The sequence below is a fragment of the Rhizobium sp. 0TCS1.26 genome (assembly GCF_050455525.1).
Taxonomy (GTDB): domain Bacteria; phylum Pseudomonadota; class Alphaproteobacteria; order Rhizobiales; family Rhizobiaceae; genus Neorhizobium.
In genome coordinates this window covers 81,086-103,971 of record NZ_JBCIYV010000003.1, presented here as the reverse complement: position 1 = coordinate 103,971, position 22,886 = coordinate 81,086, and the positions used below count along the sequence as shown (strand labels likewise).

The 22,886-nt window shown below is 63.7% G+C and carries 24 protein-coding genes; 9 read left to right on the top strand and 15 right to left on the bottom strand.

What is annotated here, in order from left to right; translation table 11 throughout:
• Positions 1-73: 73 nt before the first annotated feature.
• Both AAIH46_RS14655 and AAIH46_RS14650 read right to left on the bottom strand, forming a co-directional pair.
• The gene (locus AAIH46_RS14655; protein ID WP_430306665.1) at positions 74-1,642 is read right to left on the bottom strand and encodes an ABC transporter substrate-binding protein; all 1,569 of its coding nucleotides are present in this window, start codon (positions 1,640-1,642) and stop codon (positions 74-76) included.
• Between the two features lie 240 nt (positions 1,643-1,882).
• Positions 1,883-2,905: an SDR family oxidoreductase gene (locus AAIH46_RS14650; RefSeq protein WP_430306664.1), complete on the bottom strand. Its 1,023-nt coding sequence runs from the start codon at positions 2,903-2,905 to the stop codon at positions 1,883-1,885.
• A gap of 238 nt (positions 2,906-3,143) precedes the next feature.
• On the opposite strand from AAIH46_RS14650, the gene AAIH46_RS14645 reads away from it, so the two are divergent.
• From AAIH46_RS14645 to AAIH46_RS14630, 4 genes are all read left to right on the top strand, one after another.
• Complete coding sequence (locus tag AAIH46_RS14645) at positions 3,144-3,536, top strand: ester cyclase (protein ID WP_430306663.1); 393 nt, start codon at positions 3,144-3,146, stop codon at positions 3,534-3,536.
• A 130-nt stretch (positions 3,537-3,666) separates the two neighbouring features.
• The gene (locus AAIH46_RS14640) at positions 3,667-4,218 is read left to right on the top strand and encodes an N-acetyltransferase family protein (RefSeq protein ID WP_430307322.1); all 552 of its coding nucleotides are present in this window, start codon (positions 3,667-3,669) and stop codon (positions 4,216-4,218) included.
• Between the two features lie 33 nt (positions 4,219-4,251).
• Complete coding sequence (locus AAIH46_RS14635) at positions 4,252-4,710, top strand: MgtC/SapB family protein (protein ID WP_430306662.1); 459 nt, start codon at positions 4,252-4,254, stop codon at positions 4,708-4,710.
• 66 nt (positions 4,711-4,776) lie between these two features.
• Complete coding sequence (locus AAIH46_RS14630) at positions 4,777-6,777, top strand: protein-L-isoaspartate(D-aspartate) O-methyltransferase (RefSeq protein WP_430306661.1); 2,001 nt, start codon at positions 4,777-4,779, stop codon at positions 6,775-6,777.
• A gap of 63 nt (positions 6,778-6,840) precedes the next feature.
• On the opposite strand, the gene AAIH46_RS14625 is transcribed toward AAIH46_RS14630, so the two are convergent.
• Positions 6,841-7,740, bottom strand: coding sequence for a LysR family transcriptional regulator (locus AAIH46_RS14625; RefSeq protein WP_430306660.1), 900 nt, complete (start codon positions 7,738-7,740; stop codon positions 6,841-6,843).
• A 123-nt stretch (positions 7,741-7,863) separates the two neighbouring features.
• Here AAIH46_RS14625 and AAIH46_RS14620 point away from each other — a divergent pair, with 123 nt between their 5' ends.
• The gene (locus AAIH46_RS14620; RefSeq protein WP_430306659.1) at positions 7,864-8,337 is read left to right on the top strand and encodes an AtaL-like protein; all 474 of its coding nucleotides are present in this window, start codon (positions 7,864-7,866) and stop codon (positions 8,335-8,337) included.
• A 66-nt stretch (positions 8,338-8,403) separates the two neighbouring features.
• Positions 8,404-9,072: an NAD(P)-dependent oxidoreductase gene (locus AAIH46_RS14615; protein ID WP_430306658.1), complete on the top strand. Its 669-nt coding sequence runs from the start codon at positions 8,404-8,406 to the stop codon at positions 9,070-9,072.
• A 16-nt stretch (positions 9,073-9,088) separates the two neighbouring features.
• On the opposite strand, the gene AAIH46_RS14610 is transcribed toward AAIH46_RS14615, so the two are convergent.
• Positions 9,089-10,027 carry a LysR family transcriptional regulator gene (locus AAIH46_RS14610; RefSeq protein ID WP_430306657.1) on the bottom strand — a complete coding sequence of 313 codons (939 nt, stop codon included), beginning with the start codon at positions 10,025-10,027 and terminating at the stop codon, positions 9,089-9,091.
• 106 nt (positions 10,028-10,133) lie between these two features.
• Here AAIH46_RS14610 and AAIH46_RS14605 point away from each other — a divergent pair, with 106 nt between their 5' ends.
• Entirely contained in the window at positions 10,134-10,856 is a 723-nt protein-coding gene (locus AAIH46_RS14605; protein ID WP_430306656.1) for an SDR family oxidoreductase, read from the top strand.
• Between the two features lie 110 nt (positions 10,857-10,966).
• On the top strand, positions 10,967-11,341 hold the full coding sequence (locus tag AAIH46_RS14600; RefSeq protein ID WP_430306655.1) for a DUF427 domain-containing protein: 375 nt from the start codon (positions 10,967-10,969) through the stop codon (positions 11,339-11,341).
• A 109-nt stretch (positions 11,342-11,450) separates the two neighbouring features.
• Here AAIH46_RS14600 and AAIH46_RS14595 read toward each other — a convergent pair whose 3' ends face one another.
• Genes AAIH46_RS14595 through AAIH46_RS14555 form a run of 9 tightly spaced genes read right to left on the bottom strand, consistent with a single transcriptional unit; the run spans position 11,451 to position 19,151 of the window.
• Entirely contained in the window at positions 11,451-12,113 is a 663-nt protein-coding gene (locus AAIH46_RS14595; RefSeq protein ID WP_430306654.1) for a flavin reductase family protein, read from the bottom strand.
• Positions 12,103-13,062 (bottom strand): LysR family transcriptional regulator, encoded by a 960-nt coding sequence (locus tag AAIH46_RS14590; protein WP_430306653.1) that lies wholly within the window; start codon positions 13,060-13,062, stop codon positions 12,103-12,105. Before AAIH46_RS14590 ends, AAIH46_RS14595 begins: the two co-directional genes overlap by 11 nt.
• A complete protein-coding gene (locus AAIH46_RS14585) occupies positions 13,059-13,730 on the bottom strand; it encodes an aspartate/glutamate racemase family protein (RefSeq protein WP_430306652.1) in 672 nt (223 codons plus the stop codon). Before AAIH46_RS14585 ends, AAIH46_RS14590 begins: the two co-directional genes overlap by 4 nt.
• Positions 13,727-15,187 (bottom strand): dihydropyrimidinase, encoded by a 1,461-nt coding sequence (gene hydA / locus AAIH46_RS14580; RefSeq protein WP_430306651.1) that lies wholly within the window; start codon positions 15,185-15,187, stop codon positions 13,727-13,729. The genes AAIH46_RS14585 and hydA overlap by 4 nt, the downstream gene beginning before the upstream one ends.
• 13 nt (positions 15,188-15,200) lie before the next feature.
• Complete coding sequence (locus AAIH46_RS14575) at positions 15,201-16,127, bottom strand: N-carbamoyl-D-amino-acid hydrolase (protein ID WP_430306649.1); 927 nt, start codon at positions 16,125-16,127, stop codon at positions 15,201-15,203.
• A 26-nt stretch (positions 16,128-16,153) separates the two neighbouring features.
• On the bottom strand, positions 16,154-16,819 hold the full coding sequence (locus AAIH46_RS14570; RefSeq protein WP_430306648.1) for an amino acid ABC transporter permease: 666 nt from the start codon (positions 16,817-16,819) through the stop codon (positions 16,154-16,156).
• Positions 16,820-16,821: 2 nt separating this feature from the next.
• Positions 16,822-17,499, bottom strand: a complete 678-nt coding sequence (locus AAIH46_RS14565; RefSeq protein WP_430306647.1) for an ABC transporter permease subunit — start codon at positions 17,497-17,499, stop codon at positions 16,822-16,824.
• A 6-nt stretch (positions 17,500-17,505) separates the two neighbouring features.
• A complete protein-coding gene (locus tag AAIH46_RS14560; RefSeq protein ID WP_430306646.1) occupies positions 17,506-18,249 on the bottom strand; it encodes an amino acid ABC transporter ATP-binding protein in 744 nt (247 codons plus the stop codon).
• Positions 18,250-18,305: 56 nt separating this feature from the next.
• Entirely contained in the window at positions 18,306-19,151 is an 846-nt protein-coding gene (locus AAIH46_RS14555) for a transporter substrate-binding domain-containing protein (protein ID WP_430306645.1), read from the bottom strand.
• A 301-nt stretch (positions 19,152-19,452) separates the two neighbouring features.
• On the opposite strand from AAIH46_RS14555, the gene AAIH46_RS14550 reads away from it, so the two are divergent.
• Positions 19,453-20,322: a D-amino-acid transaminase gene (locus AAIH46_RS14550; RefSeq protein ID WP_430306644.1), complete on the top strand. Its 870-nt coding sequence runs from the start codon at positions 19,453-19,455 to the stop codon at positions 20,320-20,322.
• Positions 20,323-20,387: 65 nt separating this feature from the next.
• Here AAIH46_RS14550 and AAIH46_RS14545 read toward each other — a convergent pair whose 3' ends face one another.
• Positions 20,388-21,548: a hypothetical protein gene (locus AAIH46_RS14545; protein ID WP_430306643.1), complete on the bottom strand. Its 1,161-nt coding sequence runs from the start codon at positions 21,546-21,548 to the stop codon at positions 20,388-20,390.
• Positions 21,549-21,563: 15 nt separating this feature from the next.
• Entirely contained in the window at positions 21,564-22,877 is a 1,314-nt protein-coding gene (locus AAIH46_RS14540) for an HlyD family type I secretion periplasmic adaptor subunit (protein ID WP_430306642.1), read from the bottom strand.
• Positions 22,878-22,886 lie beyond the last annotated feature (9 nt).

Below are 22,886 nucleotides of genomic sequence, written 5' to 3'. Positions count from 1 at the left end.
CGATGGACCGCAGGTGCGACGGGCTGCTGGGAAGCAACGACGGCGCTTCCCTTGATGTCGGACGACTGCACGATCACTGGCTGGATGCCGTGTCGACTAGGTTATAAGGGCGGAGATCCATATAGTAGAAGGTGTAAGGCTGCCACTTCAGCGACTTGCGCACGCCGTAGGTCTCAAGCGGCTGGTAGAGGATCGTACCGGGGGCGTCGTTCTCCCAGATATCGAGCATGCTCGAAGCGAGCTTCTGGCGAGTGGCAAGGTCTATCGTGGTCTCGAGCTTTTTGCCTAGATCGTTGAAGTCGGCGTTGGCCCAGCTCTTGAACGTCTTCTGCGCCGAGCCGAACGGGCCCCACGCCACCCATAGGCCGCCCAGCGGGTCTGGATAGCGTGTCGAGTTCGACCAGTTGCGGACCATCAGGTCATTGCCCTTGATGTTGTCCAGATCCTCGGTGACGTTCAGCTTGGCATTGATGCCGGCGGCCTTCCACATCTCGACGATGACCTGGGCTGCAGGCACGGCATTCAGGTAATAGGTCGGGTGGGTCGAGTAGACGATCTCCTCGCCCTTGTAGCCGGCGGCAGCAAGCAGGGCCTTCGCCTTTTCAACGTTGTATTCCATGCCGGGACGGCTGGCGTCGAACATGGCGCCGAATTCCGGATACTGGTGGCTCTTCGGCACGATCGCCTTGTTGTCCCAGAGCGCCTGGACCAGAAGGTTGCGATCGATGGCGAGATTGAGGGCCTGGCGAACCCGCGGGTCGGCCAGCACCGGATGCTTCGTGTTATAGACAAGCACGTGCGAGTTGGCGAGCACGACGCTGCGGGTCTCGATGTCGCCGTAGCCGTTGATCTGGGCGATCTGGTCCGGCGCGACATTGGTGATGATGTCGAACTCGCCGCTGACTAGACCGGCGATGCGTGCGGCAGGCTCCGGCACTTCCCGGAAGGTCACCGATGACGCGGTCGGCTTGCCGCCGAAATAATCGTCATTGGCGACAAGCCGGATCTGCTGGTCGGCCTTGTAGTCGTCGAGCTTGTAGGGGCCGGTGCCGACCGGAAAGCGTGGCAGCTTGCCGCCCTCGGCCTGAGCCTGCCAGTCGGCCTTATTGATGATCCACGACGCCCACGACGACAGGCGCTGCTCCAGCAGCGGATCCGGCGCCTTGGTGACGAAACGCACCGTCAGTGGATCGATCGCTTCGACGCGATCAAGGATCGAGAAATAAGCGCGGCCTTCCGGCAGCAACGTCTTCTCGCCGGTCATCCGCTCTGGCGAAAATGTGAAGACGACGTCGTCCGCCGTCAGCGCTGCACCGTTGTGAAACTTGACGCCCGGCCGCAGCTTCATTTCCAGAGTTAGGTTATCGACACGCCTCCAGCTTTCGGCCAGGCTTGGCACCAGCGCTGCACCGCTGCCACCTTCAGCGGACAGAAAGTCGCGACGGATCAGCGTGTCAAAGACCGAGTAGCTGACACGCGTGCCGACGTTCGAAAGTTCCTTCGCCGGCTCGAGCGTCGGCGGCGTGTCGGCAACGCCGATCACGATGTCAGGACGCTGCTGTGCGACCGCCGGCAGAGATATGGCGGAGACGGTCAGTGCAGCAAATGCTGCGAGAAGACGACGGGGAGTGGCAGCTAGCATCGGTGGACATCCCTTGCTGTAAGATGCCCGCTGATTAGCCATGGAGCATAACCGTTCCGCGACACTCCTGTGAAGGATTTGCGTCAGTGCGAGCAAGACGCGTGCCCTGCGCGACGGATGGCTGCGCTTCAAACTGCCCGCCCACCAGACGCTGTCGCCACGTTTCGTCTCGTTCTCGAAGTTGTTCGAGCAGGAGCCGCCGACCTTCGTCATTCCCATCTACTGCCGATAGGGCGTTTATCAGCGGTGGCGCGACAGCCAGTCCGACAGGGCGTCGATAGACCGGCGGCGGCGATGGGAACCGGATGCGACAGCCGCACCGGCAGCCAGGGCCGCGATGGCGGTCAGCGCCAGGACCACGTTTCTCGAGGTGTGCGAGGTCTCCGATCGGAAGCCGCCGTCGATGCCGCCGGCCCTTGCCGGCGGTCCGTAGAGGTTGCCGCTGCTGACCTCGACCCGCGGCGCACGCTCGAAATAGCCCTCCATGAAGCGGCCGAGAGTTCTGGCTGCGAAGTTCGGCGCCACGAGATGGGCAAGCCTCGTCATTGCCGTGACCGAGCCGACGGTGGTGCTTGGCCTGGGCGAGATCGCCACCTCGACGATCGCCCGTGCAACGCGACGCGCGTTGATGACCGGCGGCGGTGCGGTGATTTCCCGGCCGACATAATTCGCCCCGTGGCGAAGCCCCGGCGTGTCGACGAAGGCCGGATAGATGTCGCAGATATGGATATTCGGCTTGTCGGCAAGCTCGGCACGCAGGGCCTCGGCAAAGCCGCGAAGGCCGAACTTGCTGGCGCTGTAGGCTGCGGCAAAGGGTGCTGCGGCAAAGCCTCCGAGCGAGATCATGTTGATGAACACGCCGTGTCCCTGGCGCAGGAAGATCGGCACCACCGCATGCGCATCATTGATGTGGCCGAGCAGGTTGGCGCGAACCACCTGCTCGTGCGCCTCGATCGGCGTTTCATGAAAGCGGCCGACGGCGCCGATGCCGACATTGCTGACCCAGACGTCGATCCGGCCAAACTCTTCGGCTTTTGAGGCAAGCGCCACCACCGCCTGCGGATCCGTGACGTCGGTCTCGACGGCGACCGCCTCGGCGCCCAGCGACCGGCAGGTCTCGGCAACCTTCTCCAGTGCCTCCAGGCTCCGGGCCGCAAGCACAAGCCGGCTGCCTCGGCGGGCAAAGGCTTCCGCGGTCGCCTGGCCAATGCCACTCGACGCTCCGGTAATGACGACGACGGCATGGGCGAGATCGATGGACATGCAAACTCCTGTCGGGCTTCGGGGGTCTGCCGGCACTGAGAGCCTGGCGCGCCGCTAACCGCTCGCCACCTGGAAAGTTGCGCGAGGTCCCACCGCAAGCCGTCCGCAGTTTTCCCGGTCCGTCGCCGGCGACCGCGCGGCTCTCGCTCTTGGAGGCCCGGCTCCAAGCGCTATCTCACACCCTGTCGGTCGGTGACACGGGCGACCGACCCCTCCAGCTTGGGAAAGACTGCTACCGATGGCCGAACTTGCCGATGTCTACCGCGCCTATCTCGATTGTCTCAACCGCCAGGCCTGGGACGAGCTTGGCCGGTTCGTCGACGACGAGGCGCGTCACAATGGCCGGCCGCTGGGACTTTCCGGGTACACGGAAATGCTCGAGAAGGATTACCGCGACATCCCGGACCTGCGGTTCGAGGCAGACCTGATCGTCTGCGAGCCGCCGCGTCTCGCCGCACGCCTATCCTTCGACTGCACCCCAAAGGGAAAATTCCTCGGACTGCCCGTCAACGGACGCCGCGTACAGTTCACCGAAAACGTCTTCTACGAGTTCGCCGGGCTGAAGATCGTCGCCGTCTTGTCGGTCCTCGACAAGGCCGCGATCGAAACACAACTGGCTGGCCGGGATTGAACGCCACGTCCGCAAGCACCCAACCAGATGCGCGGCACATGAAGATCATGGCTCAGCGACGATCGTATCTTGGGGCAGGCACCCAACAACCGACCGAAAGCTGCCACAACTCTTTCAGGATGCAGTCGTGATGAAAGAACCTGCGGCCGCCGGCCCTGCCATCAGAACCGCGACGCCCTCGGATATTCCAGCGCTTGGGAGATTCGGCGCCCAGCTGATGGCGCTTCACCATCAATGGGACCGCGAACGGTTCATCCCCGCAAAGACCGGCACGGCCGATGCCTATGCCGACTGGCTGTCCGGCCAGCTTCGCCAGAGGGACGTGATCATCCTCGTGTCGGAGGTCGACGGCATTCTCACCGGCTACACCTATGCTGGTCTCGAAGGCTACGACTACATGTCGCTGCGCGGGCCGGCCGGCGTCGTCCACGACATCTTCGTTGATTCGTCCGCGAGAAACCGGGGCGTCGGCGGCATGCTGCTGGATGCCGTCGTGGCAGAACTGACGGCGCGCGGCACCGAACAGGTCGTGCTGTCGACGGCCTACCGGAACGAGGCGGCACAACGGCTGTTTGCAGCCGCCGGCTTCCGGCCGACCATGATGGAAATGACGCGCACCGGGACCTCGCGCTCAGCCAAAGGCCCGTCCTCCCCGGGAACTCGGAAAGACCGCAGCAGTTAGGATCCTCCTGATACGCGCTGCATGGGACCACAGATGACGCTGGAGGAAATCGTCTTCCGCCTTGGACTTGCAAGCCTTGCCGGGCTGCTTCTCGGGCTCGACCGGGAATTCCGCGGCATTGCGGCAGGTATCCGGACACATGCGCTCGTCGCCCTGAGTTCGGCCCTGATCACCGTCTCGGCAATGATGATCCACCACGATCTCGCCCTGCACGATGCGCCGGGCAGTGATCCGTTGCGGGTCATTCAGGGGCTGGCGCAGGCTGTCGGCTTCATCGCCGCCGGAGCAATCTTCGTGTCGCGCGGCAATGTGCACAATCTGACATCGGCAGCGAACATCTGGCTGGCTGCTGCCGTCGGCATCGCTGCCGGTGCCGGACAGACCATGCTGCTGATCGTCGGTGTCGGCTTCGGCGCCGCGATTGTCACGATCGTGCGTGTGCTGGAGCGGCTGATCCCCGGGAGCATCAAGTCGGGAGGGGATGAGAGGTGAGCGGCTGGCGCCGGTCACTTGCGTCCGTTACCGGCGGCCGAATGCTGCACCGCGCAGGGAGGCATCATGTTTGACTTCGAATATACCCGGCATCGGATGGTGGAGGTGCAGCTCGCGCGTCGCGGCATACGCGATCCGCGCGTGCTGGATGCAATGCGGCAGGTGCCGCGCGAGCATTTCGTCGAGCCAGGTTCGGAGGAATTCGCTTACGAGGACACGCCGCTCGCCATCGCCGAAGGCCAGACGATCTCGCAGCCATACATGGTGGCGCGGATGATCGAGGCGGCGGAAATCGGTGCAGGCGACCACGTGCTGGAGATCGGCACCGGCTCCGGCTATGCGGCCGCGGTGCTCAGCCGCCTAGCCGCCAAGGTCAGCACCATCGAACGCCACGCACTGCTGGCGGACATTGCGCGAAGACGGCTCGACGCGCTTGGCTGCGACAACGTCACGGTGCGGCACGGCGATGGATCACGAGGCTGGCCGGAAACCGGCGCTGAATTCAACGCGATCCTGGTCGCGGCAGGGGCGCCCGTCACACCGCAGGCGCTCAAGGATCAGCTGGCGATCGGCGGACGCCTGATCATCCCGGTCGGCGAACAGGAAGACCGGCAGATGCTGAAGAAGATCACCCGGCTCGCCGATCAGGACTTCGAGGAGGAAGACCTCGAGCCGGTGATGTTCGTGCCGTTGGTCGGCGCCGAGGGATGGAGCGAAGACGGCACCCGGGCTGCAAGAAATCACCGGGCCGCACGGATCGAGCAGCGGACGCTGCCGCAGATGATCGCCGATGCCGTCGATGCGTTGCCGGATCCCGACGATGCCGGTTTCGGCAGGCACTTCGAGCGCTTCGCCCATCATCGCATCGTGCTGCTGGGGGAGTGCAGCCACGGGACCTCGGAATTCTATCGCGCCCGGGCCGCCATCACCCGGCACCTGATCGAGCATCACGGATTTACCGTGGTCGCAGTGGAAGCCGACTGGCCGGACGCCAGTGCCGTCAATCGCTACGTCCGCCATCTGCCGTCGCCGCGCGCGCAAGAGCCAGGCTTCCAGCGTTTTCCGACCTGGATGTGGCGGAACACCGATGCTGCCGCGCTGATCGACTGGATGCGCAACTTCAACGCCGGCAAGTCGGCCGAAGCGCAGGCGGGTTTCTACGGGCTCGACCTCTACAGCATGAGCGGCTCGATCGCAGCCGTGCTGGCCTATCTCGACGAGGTCGATCCGCAGGCGGCGGCCGTTGCCCGCGAACGTTATGGATGCCTGACGCCCTGGCAGCGGGAGCCTTCGACCTATGGGCGCGCCGTGCTGACAGGCGGCTATTCCAAATGCGAGACGGAGGTCGTGCGGCAGTGCCGGGAACTGCTGGAAAGGCAGATGGAGTACGCCGGCCAGGACCGGGAGGCCTATCTGGATGCCAGCCAGAACGCGCGCCTGATCGCCTCGGCGGAGCGCTATTACCGCGTCATGTATTACGGCGGCGCCGAAAGCTGGAACCTGCGCGACACGCATATGTTCGAGACACTCGACAACCTGCTCAAGGCGCAGGGCCCGAACTCCCAGGCAATCGTCTGGGCGCACAATTCGCATATCGGCGATGCCCGCCACACGGACATGGGCGCCGTGCGCGAGGAGATCAACATCGGACAGCTTTGCCGCCAGCGCTTCGATGGCGATGTCGCGCTGATCGGCTTCGGCACACACACGGGAACGGTGGCTGCAGCGACCGATTGGGACGGCGACATGCAGGTGAAGGACGTGCGGCCGTCGCGCGCCGACAGCTACGAGCGGCTCTGCCACGATAGCGGGTCGGAACGCTTCCTGCTGGACCTGCGCAGTGGCGTGCACGACGCTCTCCGTCAGCGGCTCATGGAGCCAAGGCTCGAACGCTTCATCGGGGTCATCTATCGACCGTCGACCGAACTGCAGAGCCATTATGCGCAGGCGTCGCTGCCGCAGCAGTTCGACGCCTATGTCTGGTTCGACCGGACCAGCGCGGTGACCCCGCTCGGCCCGCAACATGCCAGGCCGGGTGCTCCCGACACCTATCCCTTCGGCCTCTGACGCCGGGACCTGTCCGCCGAAAACCATTCTCGGTCTCTGCTCGACCGAGGCAGCGGAAGGCGATCAGCCCGATGCCGCGACATAGGCTGCGAGCTCCTCCGGCGTCCCATGCGGGAAGCTCTGTTTCAGATGATCCAGGAATGCCGAAACCCGTGCACTGAGCAAGCGCCGGGACGGGTAGAGGGTCCAGAGCGCAATCTCCGGCGCATCCGCATCGCCCCAGTGGACCAGCCGCCCATCGGCCAGATCGTGCGCGACGAGCGACACCGGCAACCGCGCCGCGCCGACGCCGGCGCGGACGGCATCGCGCACCATCAGCAGCGACGACAGGCAAAGGATCGGTTCGACCGCGATGCTCGATCGTCCGGCGGGCGCGATCATGTGCCATGCAGTCGCTCTGTCGCTGGTGCCACGAACGACCGCCGGAACCGCGACTTCGTCCGTTGGCCGGGCCATCTGCGGGCTTGCCACGACCACCAGCCTGTCACGCAGGAAGATGCGGCCAACAAGGCTCTCGTCCGGATCCGGGTTGACACGGATCACCAGGTCATAACCTTCCTCCACCATATCGACCGTGCGGTCTTCCGTGGTGATTTCCAGCCGGACCTCGGGGTACTGAAGCGCGAAGCCGGCAGCAAGCTTGCCCATCGCAGTCTGCGAAAACAGCATTGGCGCGCTGATCCTCAACCTGCCGCGCGGCTGATCGCCTCCGGATGTGATTGCCGCCGCAGTCTCGTCAAGCTCGGTCAGCAGAGCCGCCGTCCGTTCAAATAGTGCCCGCCCCTCCTGCGTAAGTTTCAGCGTACGGGCTCCGCGCTCGAAGAGGCGTATCCCGAGGCTGCCTTCCAGGTCCGCGACCCGGCGCGAGAGCGTCGCCTTGGGTCGTCCGGCGGCCCGAGCGGCTTTGCCAAACCCGCCATACCGCGCAACGAGGTTGAAATCCGACAGTGCGAGAAGATCCATGATCGTTCCACCAGTGAGACAATCCGTCCAGATCTAGCGCCTATCGGACCGAATGTGAACCTAGCACATTGACGGGGCGATCTGGACATCGCCCATCAGAACCCACAGCCAAGGAACACGATCATGATCTACTCAACCGCCACCGTCCCCGTAAATCCGGATGGAGAAGCGCAGCTCAGCCGGGCGCAGGCATGGGCCGGCCTGATGCTCAAGGCCCGCGACGCGCGCGAATTCCTCCCAGCCAACCTCTGCACCTATTGCGAAGTCGTCGAGGACAGCTCGACGCACATCGTCCGCGACGCAACGATTGCGGGCCAGGACCTGCGGGAGATCATCGCTTTCGAGCCGGAGAACAAGGTCACCTTCTTCCAGGTCAGCGGTCCGCGCGAAGGCGCGATCATCAACGAGCTGTTCGAGGATGATGCCGGAGCGCTGCAGCTGCGCTTCTATTGCTACATCGGCCTGCGCGGCAAACAGCCGAACGGCCCGGAAGAAGCCGCCGAACAGGCCTGGCTGGACGGTGACAAAGGCTACCGCAGCGCCCTTCTCTCGACACTCAAGCGTACCCGCGAACTGGTCGCCGAAGGCAGGCTCTGATCATCACGACGAAGATTGACGGGGCGACCTCTAGATGAGGCGTCCCGCTGCCCGAAGGAGGCAATCATGAAGAACGAGACAACTGACATCACCCATACCGAGCCTTTGAAGGTCCTCGTCCTCGGCGCGACCGGCGCCACCGGCCGGTTGATCGTATCTCAGGCGCTAGCCCGCGGCGATGACGTCACGGCGCTGGTCCGATCGAGGGACAAGGCAGGCGATATGTCCGGCGCGAAAGTGATCGTCGGAGACGCGCGCGACGGAAGTGCATTGCGCGAGGCCCTCGCAGGACGGAACGCCGTCATCAGTGCACTGGGAACGCCGGCGAGCCCGTTCCGGGAGGTGACGCTTCTGTCGTCTGCGACGCGGGCGCTGGTGAAGGCGATGAAGGCAGAGCAGGTGTCACGGCTGATCGCCGTGACGGGAATAGGCGCCGGAGACAGTGCCGGGCATGGCGGCCTGCTGTTCGACAAACTGATCTTCCCGCTTCTCCTGCGCAAGGTATATGCGGACAAGAACCGGCAGGAGGACATCGTTCGGGATAGCGGGCTCGACTGGGTTCTCGTCCGCCCGACCGTCCTCAACAACAAGCCCGGCCATGGTACCGTCCGGGCACTCACCGATCTCTCCGGCTACGACGGCGGAACGATCGCCCGCGCCGACGTCGCGCGCTTCGTTCTGGACCAGGCCCGAGCGCCCGAGTGGCTGCACGGATCACCCCTGATCACCTGGTGAGACCGGTTGGCGCGGCTCAATCCGGCGTCGCTGCGGAACCCGATGCCTTGCGATCCTCGGCCACGAGATCGACGAAGGCCCGCAGCGGCGCCGGCATGAAGCGGCTGGAGAAATACAGCCACGGACCTTCGAACTTCAGCCACCAGTCGGGCAGGACCGGCACAAGTTCGCCGCTCGTGAAACACGGATCAAGGAAGTCCTCGAACGTCGCGATGATGCCCCGCCCCTTGCCGGCAAGGTCAATCGCTGCCGGGACAGCGTCGACGCCGATCACCAGTCGGCCAACGGGATCGACGGTGACGGTCTCATCTTGTCGTTCGAACTCCCATTCGACAAGCGCGCCGCTTGAAAAGCGCAGCCGGATGCAATCGTGACCAAGAAGATCGCGGGGATGCCGAGGCATACCTTTTGCCTGCAGGTAGGCTGGCGCTGCCGCGAGTGCCAGGCGTTGCGTCCTCGGGCCGATCGGCACGGCGATCATGTCCTGCGCCAGGTGCTCGCCGTAGCGGATCCCGGCGTCGCACCCCGAAGCCGTCACATCGACGAGACGATCGTCCACCATGACCTCGACGCGAACCTTCGGATGCCTCTCGACGAAACGATCGAGGAGCGGCGGCAGGATGTCCACCATCACCGCGCCGGTGACATTTAGTTTCAGCAGTCCCCTCACCTCGCTCTGCGAGCTGGAGGCATCCTGCAAGGCTGCACGTGCTTCGACGAGCAGCGGTCCCATCCGTTCGGCCAGCGCCCTGCCAGCCTCCGTCGGGACGACGCTGCGAGTGGTCCGGATCAGCAGCGGCACCCCCAGCCGCATCTCCAGCTGGACGATCTTGTCGCTCACCGTCGAGGGCGCCAGCCCAAGCCGCTTTGCAGCCGCGCGAAAGCCGTTCAGCTCGCAGACCGCGAGGAAGATCGACAGATCGTCGAGGGGGGCCTGGTTGTCGTTGTTCGCCATGCCGATCAGACTATCCGATGCGAGCTGTATTATCAAAGCTGGACGAACATCTACATTTCTCTTGGATGCGGCATTCGGAGCCGTCCATTTAATCAGGGACCTAGAGATGACACAGAAGACGATCCTCATAACCGGCGCCAACAAGAGCATCGGCTTTGAAACCGCACGCCAGCTCGGCGCACTTGGACACCGCATCTGGCTCGGCAGCCGTGACGGGGCGCGTGGACAGGCTGCGGTGGAGCGGCTCGTCGGCGAAGGTCATGACGTGCGGCTGCTGGAGATCGACGTCGTCGATGACGGCAGCGTTCGGCAGGCAGTTGGACGCATGCAGCAGGAGGACGGAAGACTGGACGTGCTGATCAACAATGCCGGCATCCCCGGCGGGATGTCCAAGCCCAGCCAGCAGGAACTCGCCGACATCCGCACCGTCTACGAAACCAACGTCTTTGCGCCGATCCGGGTGACGCAGGCGTTTCTGCCGCTATTGCGCTCGGCAGGCGGTGGCAGCGTCATCATGGTCAGCAGCGGGCTCGGTTCGCTCGGCTGGGTCAATGATCCGTCGCACCCGTTCCATGCCGTCAACATTCTCGGCTACAACAGCTCGAAGACCGCCCTCAATGCAGTGACTGTGGCCTTCGCCAAGGAACTGGCTGCCGAGAGCATTCACGTCAACTCGGTCGATCCAGGCTATACCGCGACGGATTTCAACGGACACAGCGGCTACCGGAGCGCCGAGCAGGCGGCGGCCGGCATCGTCTGGCTGGCCTCCCAAGATGGAACGGGGCCGACGGGCGGCTTCTACTTCGATCAGGCCGTCGTGCCCTGGTAAGGGCGCACGTATTTCGCGGCTTGCTGATTGTCCGCAGACGCTGGTCGCCGCCACCGTCTGATCCTATCTTAGTTCTCTATGTCGTAGATCCGGGACGAAAGGACACCCTCATGGCCGACCGGAAACACCTCATTCCCGACGCATCGCATCCCATCACCATCGAAAGATCTTCATCGACGATTGTTCTTGGACGACGGTCGCTGCGCATCGGCGAAACAAGGGACGCTCTGACGCTTGCGGAAGCCTCCTATCCACCCGTCCACTACATACCGCGCCGCGACGTCGACATGTCGCTGCTGGAGCGCTCGGCGCACACCAGCTATTGCCCGTACAAGGGGCAAGCGAACTACTACAGCATCCCAGCACTCGGAGAAGCCGGGCTGAACAGCGTCTGGACCTACGAGACACCTTTCGACGCCGTTGGGGAAATCGCCGGCCATCTGGCTTTCTATCCTGATCGGGTGTCGATCGAGGTGACTGGCTAGACCGCCCCTGCACGGTTGACTGCACCCGCATACGAGATAGGCGGGCTCTGATCGACGTGATCAGTTCCCGTCGCTGCTCCCGCTGCTTGCCCCACGACCCAGCAGTCGGTCATTCGGTGTCGCGCTCCGCGCTTCGACGGAATTCGTCGACCGTCTGCGTACGCACCTCGAACTGCTCCTGTGTTCGGGTGTAGAGGAAGCCGCCGAGCCTGCCGACTGCATCCATCATCGTCTGGTCGACATGCAGGTTCTGTGGGTCGACGGCATCGCTGCGGACGAAGACGCCGAGAACTTCGCCGATGATGATCTCCCGGGCCGGGCCCACCTGCAGCGTCGTATGGCGGCGGCATTCGAGTGCCGCTGGCGCTGCAAGAATGCGCGGGCTGCGGACCATCTGGCCCGGCACCGTGGCGAGCCCCGCCTCCTTCAACTCATCGACATCCGGCTCGAACTTGATCGCACAGATCTCCATCTGCGCCACCAGGCTGGTATCGACGATGTGGACGGTGAATTCGCCGGTTTCGCGGATGTTGCGGGCGGTGTCCTTGAACCGCATGTCGGCATAGTTCTCGACGCCGATGGCGACCAGTGCGGGATCGTGGGTGAGCACGTTGAAGAAACTGAACGGGCCGGCATTCGGCTGCCCCGAGCGGTTCAGCGTCGTGACCAGGGCAATCGGCCGAGGAATGACGGTGCCGATCAGAAGCTTGTACCTCTGCCTCTCCGTCAACTCGGAGAAGTCGAAGTGGGTGTGCCCGACATCATCCATCATTGCGCGAACTCCTGACCGGGCTGGTGCGAACGCCGGCCGTTTCGAAATCGGAAAGTGCCTTTCTCATCTCGGAGATGAAGGCATGCTGGAGCCGCGAGCGCGGAATGCCCTTGCGGGTGATCAGCACGGCCGCCACCTCGATCGGCGGCAGAAAGGACCGCTCGACGATGCCGATCGACCGGTTGAAGGCAGCCGTGTAGGGATCGATGACGGCGTTGGCGATGCCCGCCGCGACAAGCACGGCGGCGGTCGCACAGTAGCGCACCTCGACGCGCGGATTGTAGGCCGCTCCATCGCGCTCGAAGGCGGAGCGCACCATCTGGCCGAGGCGCGATTCGATCTCGAGGCCGATGAAGTCGCTGTCCGCCAGGGTCGCGGCGCTAACCGTATTGCCGTCCGTCTCCTGCCCCTTCGGCAGAACCGCGACCATGTGGGTGCGCGCCAGCACCTCCACATTGACCGCCATGTGCCGATCAAGCCCCAGCGCGAGCCCAAGATCAGCATTGCCGCTTTGGACTGCTTCCACCACATGTTCGAGACGCCGCACGTCATAGGCGACCGATACGCCTTTACGGTCCTTCAGAAAGCGCCGCATGGCGATAGGCGCCACTGTGTGACCGAGTGGCGGCGTGGCAATGACCCGCAGCCGCCCCGAAATCCCCTGGCGCATATCCTGCGCCCGCGACGCAAAACCGCGAAGCAGGCCGAACACCGGCTTGATGTCTTCGTGGAGGGCCACCGCCTCTTCCGTCGGCTGCAGCCGCCTGTGCAGGCGCTCGAACAGGGTCACGCCCGTCTGCGCTTCCAGTTGGCGGATGCCGTTCGACACGGCGGGCTGCGAGATGCCCAGTTGCTCGGCGGCCTCGACTGTCGTGCCGCAGCGCATGATGGCGTCGAAGATTTCCAGAAGACGGATCGAAATGTCGGATTTGGCAGAGGATCCGCTCATCGCGAGCTCGTCACCAGATGTCCGAATGCCATGGCCACCGCCGCCTGCGTCGGATCGATGATGGCAAGGCCGAGTTCTTCCTCCAGCCGTTGTCGATGGCCGGACATCCCGGCGCATCCCAGAACGATCGCACCGGCGCCGAGTGCTTTCAGCTTCTGCGCTGCCCGCAGCAGCAGTCCATAGCTCTCCTCGCCGTGCCCGCTTTCGGCAACACTGACCGAGCCTTCCAGCGCAACCTCGCCGGCCAGCCGGTTATCGACGCCCAGGCGTCGGAGGTTGCGCAGATGCCGCGGTATGGAGGCCTCGGCCACGGCGATGACGCCAAACGTGTCGGCAAGCGCCAGCGCCGACAGGACGCCAGCATCCTGAATGCCATAGACGGGGCGCCGGGTGATCGAACGGGCGAGATCAAGGCCAGGCTGGGAGTAGCAGGCAAGCACGTAAGCCGATGCATCCGGCCGGGCCTCGATTACCGCCGCCGTGTGCAGCGCCGCCTCGTCCACATGCCGCTGGGTGACGACGCCCGGCGGGCCATGGCGGATCGTCACACATTCGATCTGCGGGCCGCCGGGGAAGGAGAAGCCGGACAGTGCCTGGCGCAGGCCCTCGGTGACGGTTTCCGAACTGTTGGGATTGATGACGAGGATGGGACCCAATGCGGCACTCACGGTGCGATCTCCTTGCCGTAGCTTGCAGCCACCTCGAACTCGACCGCGCGGTGGCCGGGCATGGCGCCGGTGTCGACGGGCTTGCGGGCGATGAAGCGGCCTTCGCCACGGGAGGCCTTCAGTTCGCCCCGCTCCACAACGACGCGGCCGTGGTTCATGACCAGCTCCGGCCAGCCGGTGATTTCCATGCCCTCGAACGGGCTGTAATCCATGTTGTCGTGCTGATCCTCCAGGGTCACCCTGCGGGCCTCCTCCGGGTTCCAGATGGCGATATCGGCATCGAAACCGGGGGCGATGGCGCCCTTGCGGTCAAGGCCGAAGACGCGGGCCGCGTTGAGGCTGGAGAGACGCACGAAGTTCCCCAAGGTGATCCGGCCTTTGACGACGCCCTCCGAGAACAGATAGGGGAGACGCATGGCGATCCCCGGCATGCCGTTGGCGATCTTCGGATAGGGCGCGTCCGCACCGTTCAGGAACTTGCCGGTGGCATCGGCCCGGTATGGGGCGTGGTCGGACGAGACGCTTTCGAAGGTGCCGGAGCGGATGTGCTGCCAGAGGCCTTCCTGCGTCGCTTCATCGCGCAGCGGCGGCGAGCAAATATACTTGGCGCCTTCCGTTCCCGGGCGATCCAGGTCATCGCGCGTCAGCGCGAGATACTGCGGGCAGGTCTCGGCGAACAGCTTGGTTCCGGCAAGCTTCTCCCGGCGAACGATTTCCGCGCCGCCGCGCGTCGACACATGCACGATGAACAGCGCCGCATCGACAAGCTTGGCAAGCGAAACAGCCCGGTTGATCGCTTCCTCTTCGGCAAGTTCCGGCCTGCTCAGCGCGTGATACTTGGCCGCGGTCAGGCCGGCATCGGCAAACCGACGGTTCATCCATTTGACCATCTCATTGTTTTCCGCATGCACCATGGTCAGCGCGCCGTGCGTCTTGGCGACCGTCAGGATGTCGAGCATTCCGGCATCGCCGATGTTCATGAGATCGTAGGTCATGAACACCTTGAACGAGGTGATGCCCCGCGCAAATACGCCCGGCAGTTCGTCGAGAACGGCGGGTGTCGGATCGGAAATGATCAGGTGGTAGGAATAATCCAGCACCGAGTTCGGCGCAGCGCGGCTGTCATAGGTGGCGATGACGTCGGCAATCGACTGTCCGCGATGCTGGGCGGCGAAGGGAATGAAGGTCGAATTTCCGCCGAAGGCCGCAGAGACCGAGCCGGAATAGTAATCGTCGGCCGTCATCACACCGGAAGAACTCTCCTGCGCGATATGACAATGTGCCTCGATTCCGCCGGGCATGACGAGCCTGCCGCCCGCATCGATGCGCCTCTCGCCTCCGGCGATGCGGTCGGCGATGGCGGCGATCGTGCCGCCATTGATGCCAATATCCGCCTTGAACATCTCGGAAGGCGTAACGACCGTGCCGCCGTGAATAACCGTCTCGAACTGCATCATGATAAACCGCTCCTCAGACCTCGACGATCGCTCCGGTCTGCGATGTTATCCGACCATAGTGCTCGATGCGACGGTGACGGGCGAAATCGAAGATCGTCGTCTTGCCGAACGCGCATTTGTCGAAGTCGCAGTCCGCGAGGATAAGTTCGTCATCCTCGGTCTGCGCCCGGGCCAGCACGAAACCATCCGGATCGACGATGATCGATCCGCCCATCAAGGGGTGGCCGTCCTCGATGCCGGCCTTGGCGACACCCACCACATAAGTGGCATTCTGATAGGCGCCCGACTGCAGCGAGAGGTCGGAGTGAAACAGCCGCTTCTCCACGCCTTCGGCATCCATCTGGCTGTTCACCGCCGGCGTGTTGTAGCCGATGGTCACCAGTTCCACGCCCTGCAGGCCCATGCAGCGATAGGTCTCCGGCCAGCGGCGGTCGTTGCAGATCGCCATTCCCATGATGACGCCTTCGTTGCGCCAGACGTTGAACCCGAGATCGCCCGGTTCGAAATACCGCTTTTCCAGATGCTGGAAGGCGCGCCCGGTGTCGTACTCGTCATGCCCGGGCAGGTGGACCTTGCGATACTTCCCAACGATCTCTCCCTTACGATCGGTGAGGATCGACGTGTTGAAGCGATGACCGTCCGGTGTCAGTTCCGCGTATCCGAATGTCATCGCAACGCCGAGTTCGCGGGCGCGCTCGAAGAGCGGCATCGTCGCGCCGTTCGGCATTTCGCGCTCGAACCAGGTGTCGACCTCATTCCAATCCGGCATGTACCAGCGGGGGAAAAAGGTGGTCAGCGCCAGCTCGGGATAGACGACGAGTTCGGCTCCCTTGTCGGCCGCCATGTTCATCAGGTCGATCATCCGCGCCACGACGGCTTCGCGGCTTTCCGCCCTCTGGATGGCGCCGAGCTGCGCACCGGCAATGATCATTCGGGTCATGGTGTTATCCTTCCTGAATTCTCTCGTCACGTCGCAAGCTTGCGCTGGAAGCGGCTGACGAGCCGCACCACGGGCCAGAGGATGACGAGGTAGATGAGCGCTGCCAGAACCAGCGGCGAGGCGTTGTAGGTGATCGATCGAGCCATGTTGGCGTTGTAGAGAAGCTCCGAGAGCGACACGACAGAGGCAAGCGAAGTCAGCTTGACGACCTCGATCGTGTTCGACAGGAGGTCCGGCAGCACGTTGCGGATCGCCTGCGGCAGCACCACTGAGGTCAAAGTCTGGGTCTTTGTCAGGCCGGTCGATCGCGCCGCTTCCCACTGGCCCTTGCCGACCGAGAGGATCCCGGCGCGATAGACTTCCGCATAGTAGGCGGAATTGTTGAGAAGGAAGGCAAGCGCGACCGCGGCAAACGGCGAGATCTCGACACCCGCAAATGGCAGGCCGGAATAGATGAAGATCAGCAGCACGAGCGGCGGCAGCGCCCGGAAGATATCGGTAAAGACGATGGACGGCAGCCGCAGCCAGCGGCGCGGGCTGAGATTGGCAAGTGCCACCATCAAGCCGCCGGCAAGACCGAGCAGGATGACGGCGGCGCAGAGCTTTGCCGTCATCCACAAGCCCTGCAGCATCAGCGGCAGCGTCTTGATCATGATGGGAAGGTTGAAGAACTGATCGGCAAGGCTCTGCATCGTCATCTCCCCCGTCGCTGCATCTGCCGGCCTTCATATGCGCGGGCGACGAACACCAGCGGCAGGAAGAGAAGCAGATAGGCGATGGCCGCCAGCGACAGCGGCGTGGCGCTGCCCGAAAAGCTTTGCGCCGTCGTTGCCGCCGACAGGATTTCCGAGACGCCGATCACCGAACCGAGTGCCGTCATCTTGGTGATCGCCAGGACACGGTTGACCAGCGGCGGCGTGGCGAGCCGAACCGCCTGTGGTAGCGCGACGTAGAAGAGCGTTCCGCCGAAGCCGAGACCGGTCGAGATCCCAGCCTCCCACTGACCCTTTTCGACGGACGAGAAGCCGGCCCAGAAGATCTCCTCGGCGAATGCGGCAAGCGTCAGCGCCAGAACGATGAACAGCACCATCGGGCCAGACAGCCGGATGCCGACGCCGGGAAGCCCGAAATAGAGAAGGAGGATCAGAACCAGCGGCGGCAAAGCCCGGAAGATGTCGGCAAAGCAGATGATGAAAAAGTTGCACAGGCGGATCCCGCAGGTGCGCAGGCATGCAAGGGCAAGCCCGGCCGCGACCCCTGCCACGACCACGGCCAGCCCGATCCAGACGGCAACCAGCACGCCCGCCAGGATGTCCGGCAGGTAGCGCTCCATGACGACGGGATTGAAGAAGGTCTGGAGAAAGTTCTGCATCGACGCCTACCGCCTGACCCGCGACAGGAAGGCGCGCGTGCGCTCGGCCTTCGGTGCTCCAAAAATCTCGTCCGGCGTGCCCTCTTCCAGGATGACGCCTTCGTCCATGAACACGACACGATCCGCGGTTTCGCGAGCAAACTCCATTTCGTGGCTGACCACGAGCATGGTCATGCCCTTCGACTTCAGGTCCTTCATGACGGCCAGCACCGATCCTACCAGTTCCGGATCGAGCGCCGACGTCGGCTCGTCGAACAGCATCACGAGGGGATCGAGGGCGAGCGAACGGGCAATCGCCACGCGCTGCTGCTGGCCGCCGGAAAGTTCGGCTGGCATGGCGCTCGCCTTGTGGGCAAGGCCCACCCGTTCCAGCATGTCCATGGCACGGGCATCGGATTCTTCCACCGAACGGCCGAGCGCCTTGCGCTGTGCCAGCGTGACGTTCTTCAGAACGCTCATGTGGGGATAGAGGTGGAAGCCCTGGAAGACCATTCCGACCTTCAGCCGCATCAGGTCGAGGTCTCGCCGCGTTCCGCTCATGATGTTGCGGCCATCCACGACGATGTCGCCACCGGAAGGCTCTTCCAGCCGGTTGCAGCACCGGAGCATCGTACTCTTTCCGGAGCCCGAAGGACCGATCACGAAGACGAGTTCGCCGCGCGCGGCCTTCAGGTTGATGTCCCGCAGGATGATGTTGTCGCCGAAACGCTTCTGCAGTGAAACGATCTCCAGCATGGGCCGGTTGGTCATCGGGCGCTCCCTGACGCTTTCGGCGGCAGGGATCACCCCGCCGCCGGCAGCGCTGCTCACTTCAGTTCGCAGGACGGCTGATGATCGTCTTCGACATAGCCTTCAAGGCCCGGCACGCCATAACCCTTGGTGGGCGTGACGATCGTCGTGCCGGCTGCCGGCTCGACGCCGAACCACTTCTTCGAGAGCTCGGCCATGGAGCCGTCGATCTTCAGGCATTCAATCGCCCGGTCGATCATCTTGCGCCCTTCCAGATCGTCCTTGCGGAAGGCAAGACCCCATACGAGCCCGGTCGGATATTCGTAGGAGAGCTTCACCTGCGGGTTCTGCTTGGCAGCCCACGCGGCAACCGTTGCACCAGCCAGATTGGCATCGGCGCGGCCGGCGACCACGGCAGCGACCGCATCAGTGTTGGTGCCGTAGCTCTCGATCTTCCAGCCGTACTGTGCCTGCCGCTCGCGCAGGAAGCTGTCATAGGCCGAGCCCTTATTGACTGCGATGGTCTTGCCCTTGAGGTCGTCCAGCGATGCATAGTCCGGCGCATTGGCCGGCACGACGAAAGCGAAGTTGGTGTCCATGAAGCCTTCGGTGAACAACAGGTTCGCCGCGCGTTCGGCGTTGACCGTCACCGGAGCGGCCAGAAAGTCATAGGTCTTCGCTTGAAGGGCCGGGATGAGGCCCGAGAACTGCGCCGATGTCAGTTCGATCTTCTTGCCCAGTCGTTCGCCGATCAGGTTGACGAGGTCGACGTTGAACCCTTCGACCTTGCCGTCGAGTGTCGGCATGGCGTGCGGGGCAAAGGTGCCGTCCAATGCCGTCTTCAGAGTTCCTTCGGCATGTGCAGTGCCGATGGCAATACAGAGTGATAGTCCGGCGATACCGGATTTCAACAGGTTCTTCATTCCGTTCTCCTACTGGAAGTGCCGGTTTTCCGGCTTGTTATGGAGCGGATGATTTCACGCTGCCTGCCGCACCGCAATATAATTTCATATTATAATCTGAATTGAATTATTCGGAATTCGTATAGGAAAGGCGGCATCAATCCCGGCAGTTTCCAACGCGAATTCAGACAGTTAAAAGTTATTCCGATCACTGAGAGCTTCGCAAGCCGGACGGGCTCTGAGCAGTCCCAGCAAACCCCTCCCTTGTGCACCGATTTCGGCGATGCAAAAATGGCGACAGGAATTCAACATGAGGACGATGATGAGCAGGACCGTTTACCTGAATGGCGACTGGCACGCGGAAGCGGATGCGAAGGTCTCCGTGTTCGACCGCGGCTTTCTGTTCGCCGATGCCATCTACGAAGTCACGGCCGTGATCGACGGAAAGCTCATCGACTATCCAGGACACGCCGCACGGCTGAAGCGTTCGCTCACGGCCCTCGACATCCCCATGCCCGTGGATGACGATCAGTTGCTGGCGCTCCACAAGGAGATCGCCCGCCGCAACGGGATCACCGAGGGCCTGATCTACCTGCAGGTCTCGCGCGGCTCCCAGGATCGCGACTTCGTCTTCCCGTCGGATCTGAAGCCGACGCTGGTGATGTTCACCCAGGCAAAGCGCGTCCTCGACAATCCGAAATGGAAAACCGGGCTTTCGCTTGAGACGGTCGCCGAAGGTCGCTGGTCGCAGCGCCAGATCAAGACGGTCCAGCTGCTCTACTCGTCGCTGATGAAGACGGAAGCCGCTCGCCGGGGGTTCGACGACGTTCTGTTCGTCGAGGATGGCCATATCACCGAAGCCAGTTCGGCCAACTTCCACATCATCACAAGGGACGGGACGCTGGTGACGCGCGACCTGTCGAACGTTCTCCTTCACGGCATTACCCGTGGCTCGATTCTTGACCTTGCCCAGCGCGCCGGTCTGAAGGTGGAGGAACGTGCCTTCACGGTAGACGAGGCAAGATCTGCCGCCGAAGCCTTCCTCACCTCTGCGACGAGCTTCGTGATGCCGGTCGTCAGCCTCGACGGACTGCCAATCAACGGCGGTGCCGTCGGCCCCCACAGCCAGCGGCTGCTCGAACTCTACATCAGCGAACGTCTGCAGACCGGCGATCCGATCGCGGAGACCTGATCGACGCTGGCCGGACCCGGCCGGCATCGATTCTCCGTGTCCGGTTGGACGTCCGTCATCCGGGCTTAAACGAGATGCAGCGCGCTGCTGCCATGGAAGATGCCGGTGAGTTCCTCGGCTCCGGACAGCGGTTGACCGAGAAATCCCAGGTCGGCGGGCTTTGTGGCATCGGCCATCGTATCGACGGTTGCGCCGATGTCTGAGCCGCCACCGTCATCATAGAAGACCTGGGTCAGGATGCCCTTCTCGCCGTCGGCCCCGCCGAGAACGGAAGAAGGGATCGCGGCAACATCGGACACCGCCCCGGCAAGACCTGTGGTGATCGCGGTGGCGCTCCCGGTGAGCTGCCCCACCAGTCCGTCGGCAGCAAGCGGCGGCGGATCGAAACCCGTTCGGCCGTCGAGAAGATCGATTACCGGGACGGATGAAACGACCTGCGGGATGTGTGCTGTTGCCTCCTGCACATGACCGACGAGGTCAGGTAGAGCGCCGACGGTATCCTGCACTGTTCCGGAGATCGTACCGAGGGTATTTCCAACCGCATCAGCAGCAAGATGTACCCCGTCCCCGATGTCCGACAGGTCGCCGGCGCCGGGGATCTGCGCGCGGATGCCTTCGACGATGTTTGTCGCCGTCTGCAGGATGTCGCGGGCAAGTACGTCGCCGATCCCATCGCCGTCACCGCCCTGAGCGGCGGCAACCACCGACTGGACGGTGGAGGCGATCTGTTCCGCGACCCGCGTCACGACCTCATCGGGGACCGCTGGGACGTCCGATGCGCTGTCGTACGACACGGCGTGGGTTGCCGCCAGGTCAGGCGCACCCGTCTCATGCTGGTCGGCCGCCGGTGCAACAGCAGGCGCTGCGGCAACATAGACCGGCGTGGACGCATCGGTTTGGGAGCCCGGGTGGTAGCCTGACGCAAGCTGCATGCCCGGGACCTGAAGCTGCTGATGAGTGCCGTCTGCGAGCAGTTCCAGACCACGAACGGTCGAACTGGACTGACCGCCATCGTCGGCAGGTCTTGTCCCAATGTCTGTCTTCGGTGTTGGGCTTCTGCCGTTCGCGGCATGTGTTTCGCCCGCCTGCAGCACGCCAAGCGTTGCGGCGCCTGCCGCTGCAAGGAAGGCCGTCGTATCGACCGGCTTGCCGGCATTGAAGACAGAATTGCGCGCCACTTCGTTGCGGTCGCGATACGCCTCCTTTTGCGTCTGTTTCCTGCTCATATCGATCTCCATCAATCAGCGCTCGCGAAAGGAGCCGCTTATCTCATCCATCAATGGACTGGTCAGATAGCTCACCAGCGTCCGAGGCCTGGTCTCGACGATCACCTGCACCGGCATGCCAGGCTGCAGCGAAAGCCTCGCGCGGTCGACGTCGTCGCGGTCGAGAGAGACCTGAACAGCATAGTAGCGCTCTCCCGAGCCAGTCTCGGCGAGACTGTCGGCGGAAACGGTGGTGATCTCGCCGGCAATCTTCGGCCGCATGTTGCGCGGCACGCCGATCAGCCGCACGTCCGCCGCCTGGCCCTTGCGGACGTCGCTGATGTCGGACAGCTTGAGTTTGGCGTCGACGAACAGCGGGTCGTCCTGCGGCACGATCTCCATCAACGAGGATCCTGCCTGGATGACGCCGCCGACGGTGAAGACGGTCAAGCCGACGACGTTGCCGGTGGCGGGCGCGCGGACCTGGGTTCGATCCAGCATATCTTTTGCCGTATCCAGGTTCGGCTGGAGTTCGGCAAGGCTGGCATCGACCTCCTGCAGACGCGTCGTGACTTCCGCCGTCCGCTCCCGCTCGATCTGGGTGATCTTCAGGCGCGCTTCGCCGATCTTCGCCTGCGCTGCCGCGAGATCCGAACGGCGCGCCGAGAGTTCCGCTTGCGCGGTATCGACGCGCCCCTCCAGAGCAAGCACCCGACTGCGCGAGACAGCGCCGGACTGCAGCAGGTTGCGTCCGCTTTGGGCCTCGTTCTTCGCAAGCTCCACCTGCCGCTGCAGGCCGTCTATCTCGGCCTCGAAGCCCCGCGCCTGCTCTTCCGTCTGGCGGATCTGGCTGCTGACTGAATCGACATTTGCGGCATACTGTTTCTGCCGCGCCTGCATGAGGGCAGCCTGATTGTCGATGAGCTGGCGCGCATCGCCTTCGGCCACGGATCCTTCCAGCACTTCGCGGAAGTCCGGTTGCTGGACGCCGTCCCGCTCGGCGATCAGCCGGGCCTTTTCCGCCAGCAACGTCACCCGGTTGTGCTGCAATATGCTATACTTCGCACGGTGCTCGGCATCCGAAAGCGTCATCAGCACGTCGCCGCGCTGGACCATCTGCCCCTCGCGCACCTCAATCGTCGCAACCACGCCACCATAAGGATGCTGGACCTTCTGGCGCCGTCCCTCCACCTGCAGGCTACCGCTGGCGATCACGGCTCCCGAAAGCGGCGCGGTGGCGCCCCAGGCACCGAGCAGCACGACGAAGGCCGCAATGGCAGCCAGCCCGTAACGCGCGGGCCGCCAAGGATTGGAGTAGTCCTGGCGAGACGAAGCCGGTTTGCGAGCCATCACCATCTC

Coding starts and splice junctions, on each gene's coding strand:
- AAIH46_RS14630 (WP_430306661.1), top strand. CDS start 4,777: ATGTTTGACTTCGAATATACCCGGCATCGGATGGTGGAGGTGCAGCTC.
- AAIH46_RS14615 (WP_430306658.1), top strand. CDS start 8,404: ATGAAGAACGAGACAACTGACATCACCCATACCGAGCCTTTGAAGGTC.
- AAIH46_RS14575 (WP_430306649.1), bottom strand. CDS start 16,127: ATGACCCGAATGATCATTGCCGGTGCGCAGCTCGGCGCCATCCAGAGG.
- AAIH46_RS14605 (WP_430306656.1), top strand. CDS start 10,134: ATGACACAGAAGACGATCCTCATAACCGGCGCCAACAAGAGCATCGGC.
- AAIH46_RS14600 (WP_430306655.1), top strand. CDS start 10,967: ATGGCCGACCGGAAACACCTCATTCCCGACGCATCGCATCCCATCACC.
- AAIH46_RS14550 (WP_430306644.1), top strand. CDS start 19,453: ATGAGCAGGACCGTTTACCTGAATGGCGACTGGCACGCGGAAGCGGAT.
- AAIH46_RS14635 (WP_430306662.1), top strand. CDS start 4,252: ATGACGCTGGAGGAAATCGTCTTCCGCCTTGGACTTGCAAGCCTTGCC.
- AAIH46_RS14625 (WP_430306660.1), bottom strand. CDS start 7,740: ATGGATCTTCTCGCACTGTCGGATTTCAACCTCGTTGCGCGGTATGGC.
- AAIH46_RS14545 (WP_430306643.1), bottom strand. CDS start 21,548: ATGAGCAGGAAACAGACGCAAAAGGAGGCGTATCGCGACCGCAACGAA.
- AAIH46_RS14620 (WP_430306659.1), top strand. CDS start 7,864: ATGATCTACTCAACCGCCACCGTCCCCGTAAATCCGGATGGAGAAGCG.
- AAIH46_RS14540 (WP_430306642.1), bottom strand. CDS start 22,877: ATGGCTCGCAAACCGGCTTCGTCTCGCCAGGACTACTCCAATCCTTGG.
- AAIH46_RS14610 (WP_430306657.1), bottom strand. CDS start 10,027: ATGGCGAACAACGACAACCAGGCCCCCCTCGACGATCTGTCGATCTTC.
- AAIH46_RS14650 (WP_430306664.1), bottom strand. CDS start 2,905: ATGTCCATCGATCTCGCCCATGCCGTCGTCGTCATTACCGGAGCGTCG.
- AAIH46_RS14595 (WP_430306654.1), bottom strand. CDS start 12,113: ATGATGGATGATGTCGGGCACACCCACTTCGACTTCTCCGAGTTGACG.
- AAIH46_RS14645 (WP_430306663.1), top strand. CDS start 3,144: ATGGCCGAACTTGCCGATGTCTACCGCGCCTATCTCGATTGTCTCAAC.
- AAIH46_RS14640 (WP_430307322.1), top strand. CDS start 3,667: ATGAAAGAACCTGCGGCCGCCGGCCCTGCCATCAGAACCGCGACGCCC.
- hydA (WP_430306651.1), bottom strand. CDS start 15,187: ATGATGCAGTTCGAGACGGTTATTCACGGCGGCACGGTCGTTACGCCT.
- AAIH46_RS14655 (WP_430306665.1), bottom strand. CDS start 1,642: ATGCTAGCTGCCACTCCCCGTCGTCTTCTCGCAGCATTTGCTGCACTG.
- AAIH46_RS14590 (WP_430306653.1), bottom strand. CDS start 13,062: ATGAGCGGATCCTCTGCCAAATCCGACATTTCGATCCGTCTTCTGGAA.
- AAIH46_RS14555 (WP_430306645.1), bottom strand. CDS start 19,151: ATGAAGAACCTGTTGAAATCCGGTATCGCCGGACTATCACTCTGTATT.
- AAIH46_RS14570 (WP_430306648.1), bottom strand. CDS start 16,819: ATGCAGAGCCTTGCCGATCAGTTCTTCAACCTTCCCATCATGATCAAG.
- AAIH46_RS14560 (WP_430306646.1), bottom strand. CDS start 18,249: ATGACCAACCGGCCCATGCTGGAGATCGTTTCACTGCAGAAGCGTTTC.
- AAIH46_RS14565 (WP_430306647.1), bottom strand. CDS start 17,499: ATGCAGAACTTTCTCCAGACCTTCTTCAATCCCGTCGTCATGGAGCGC.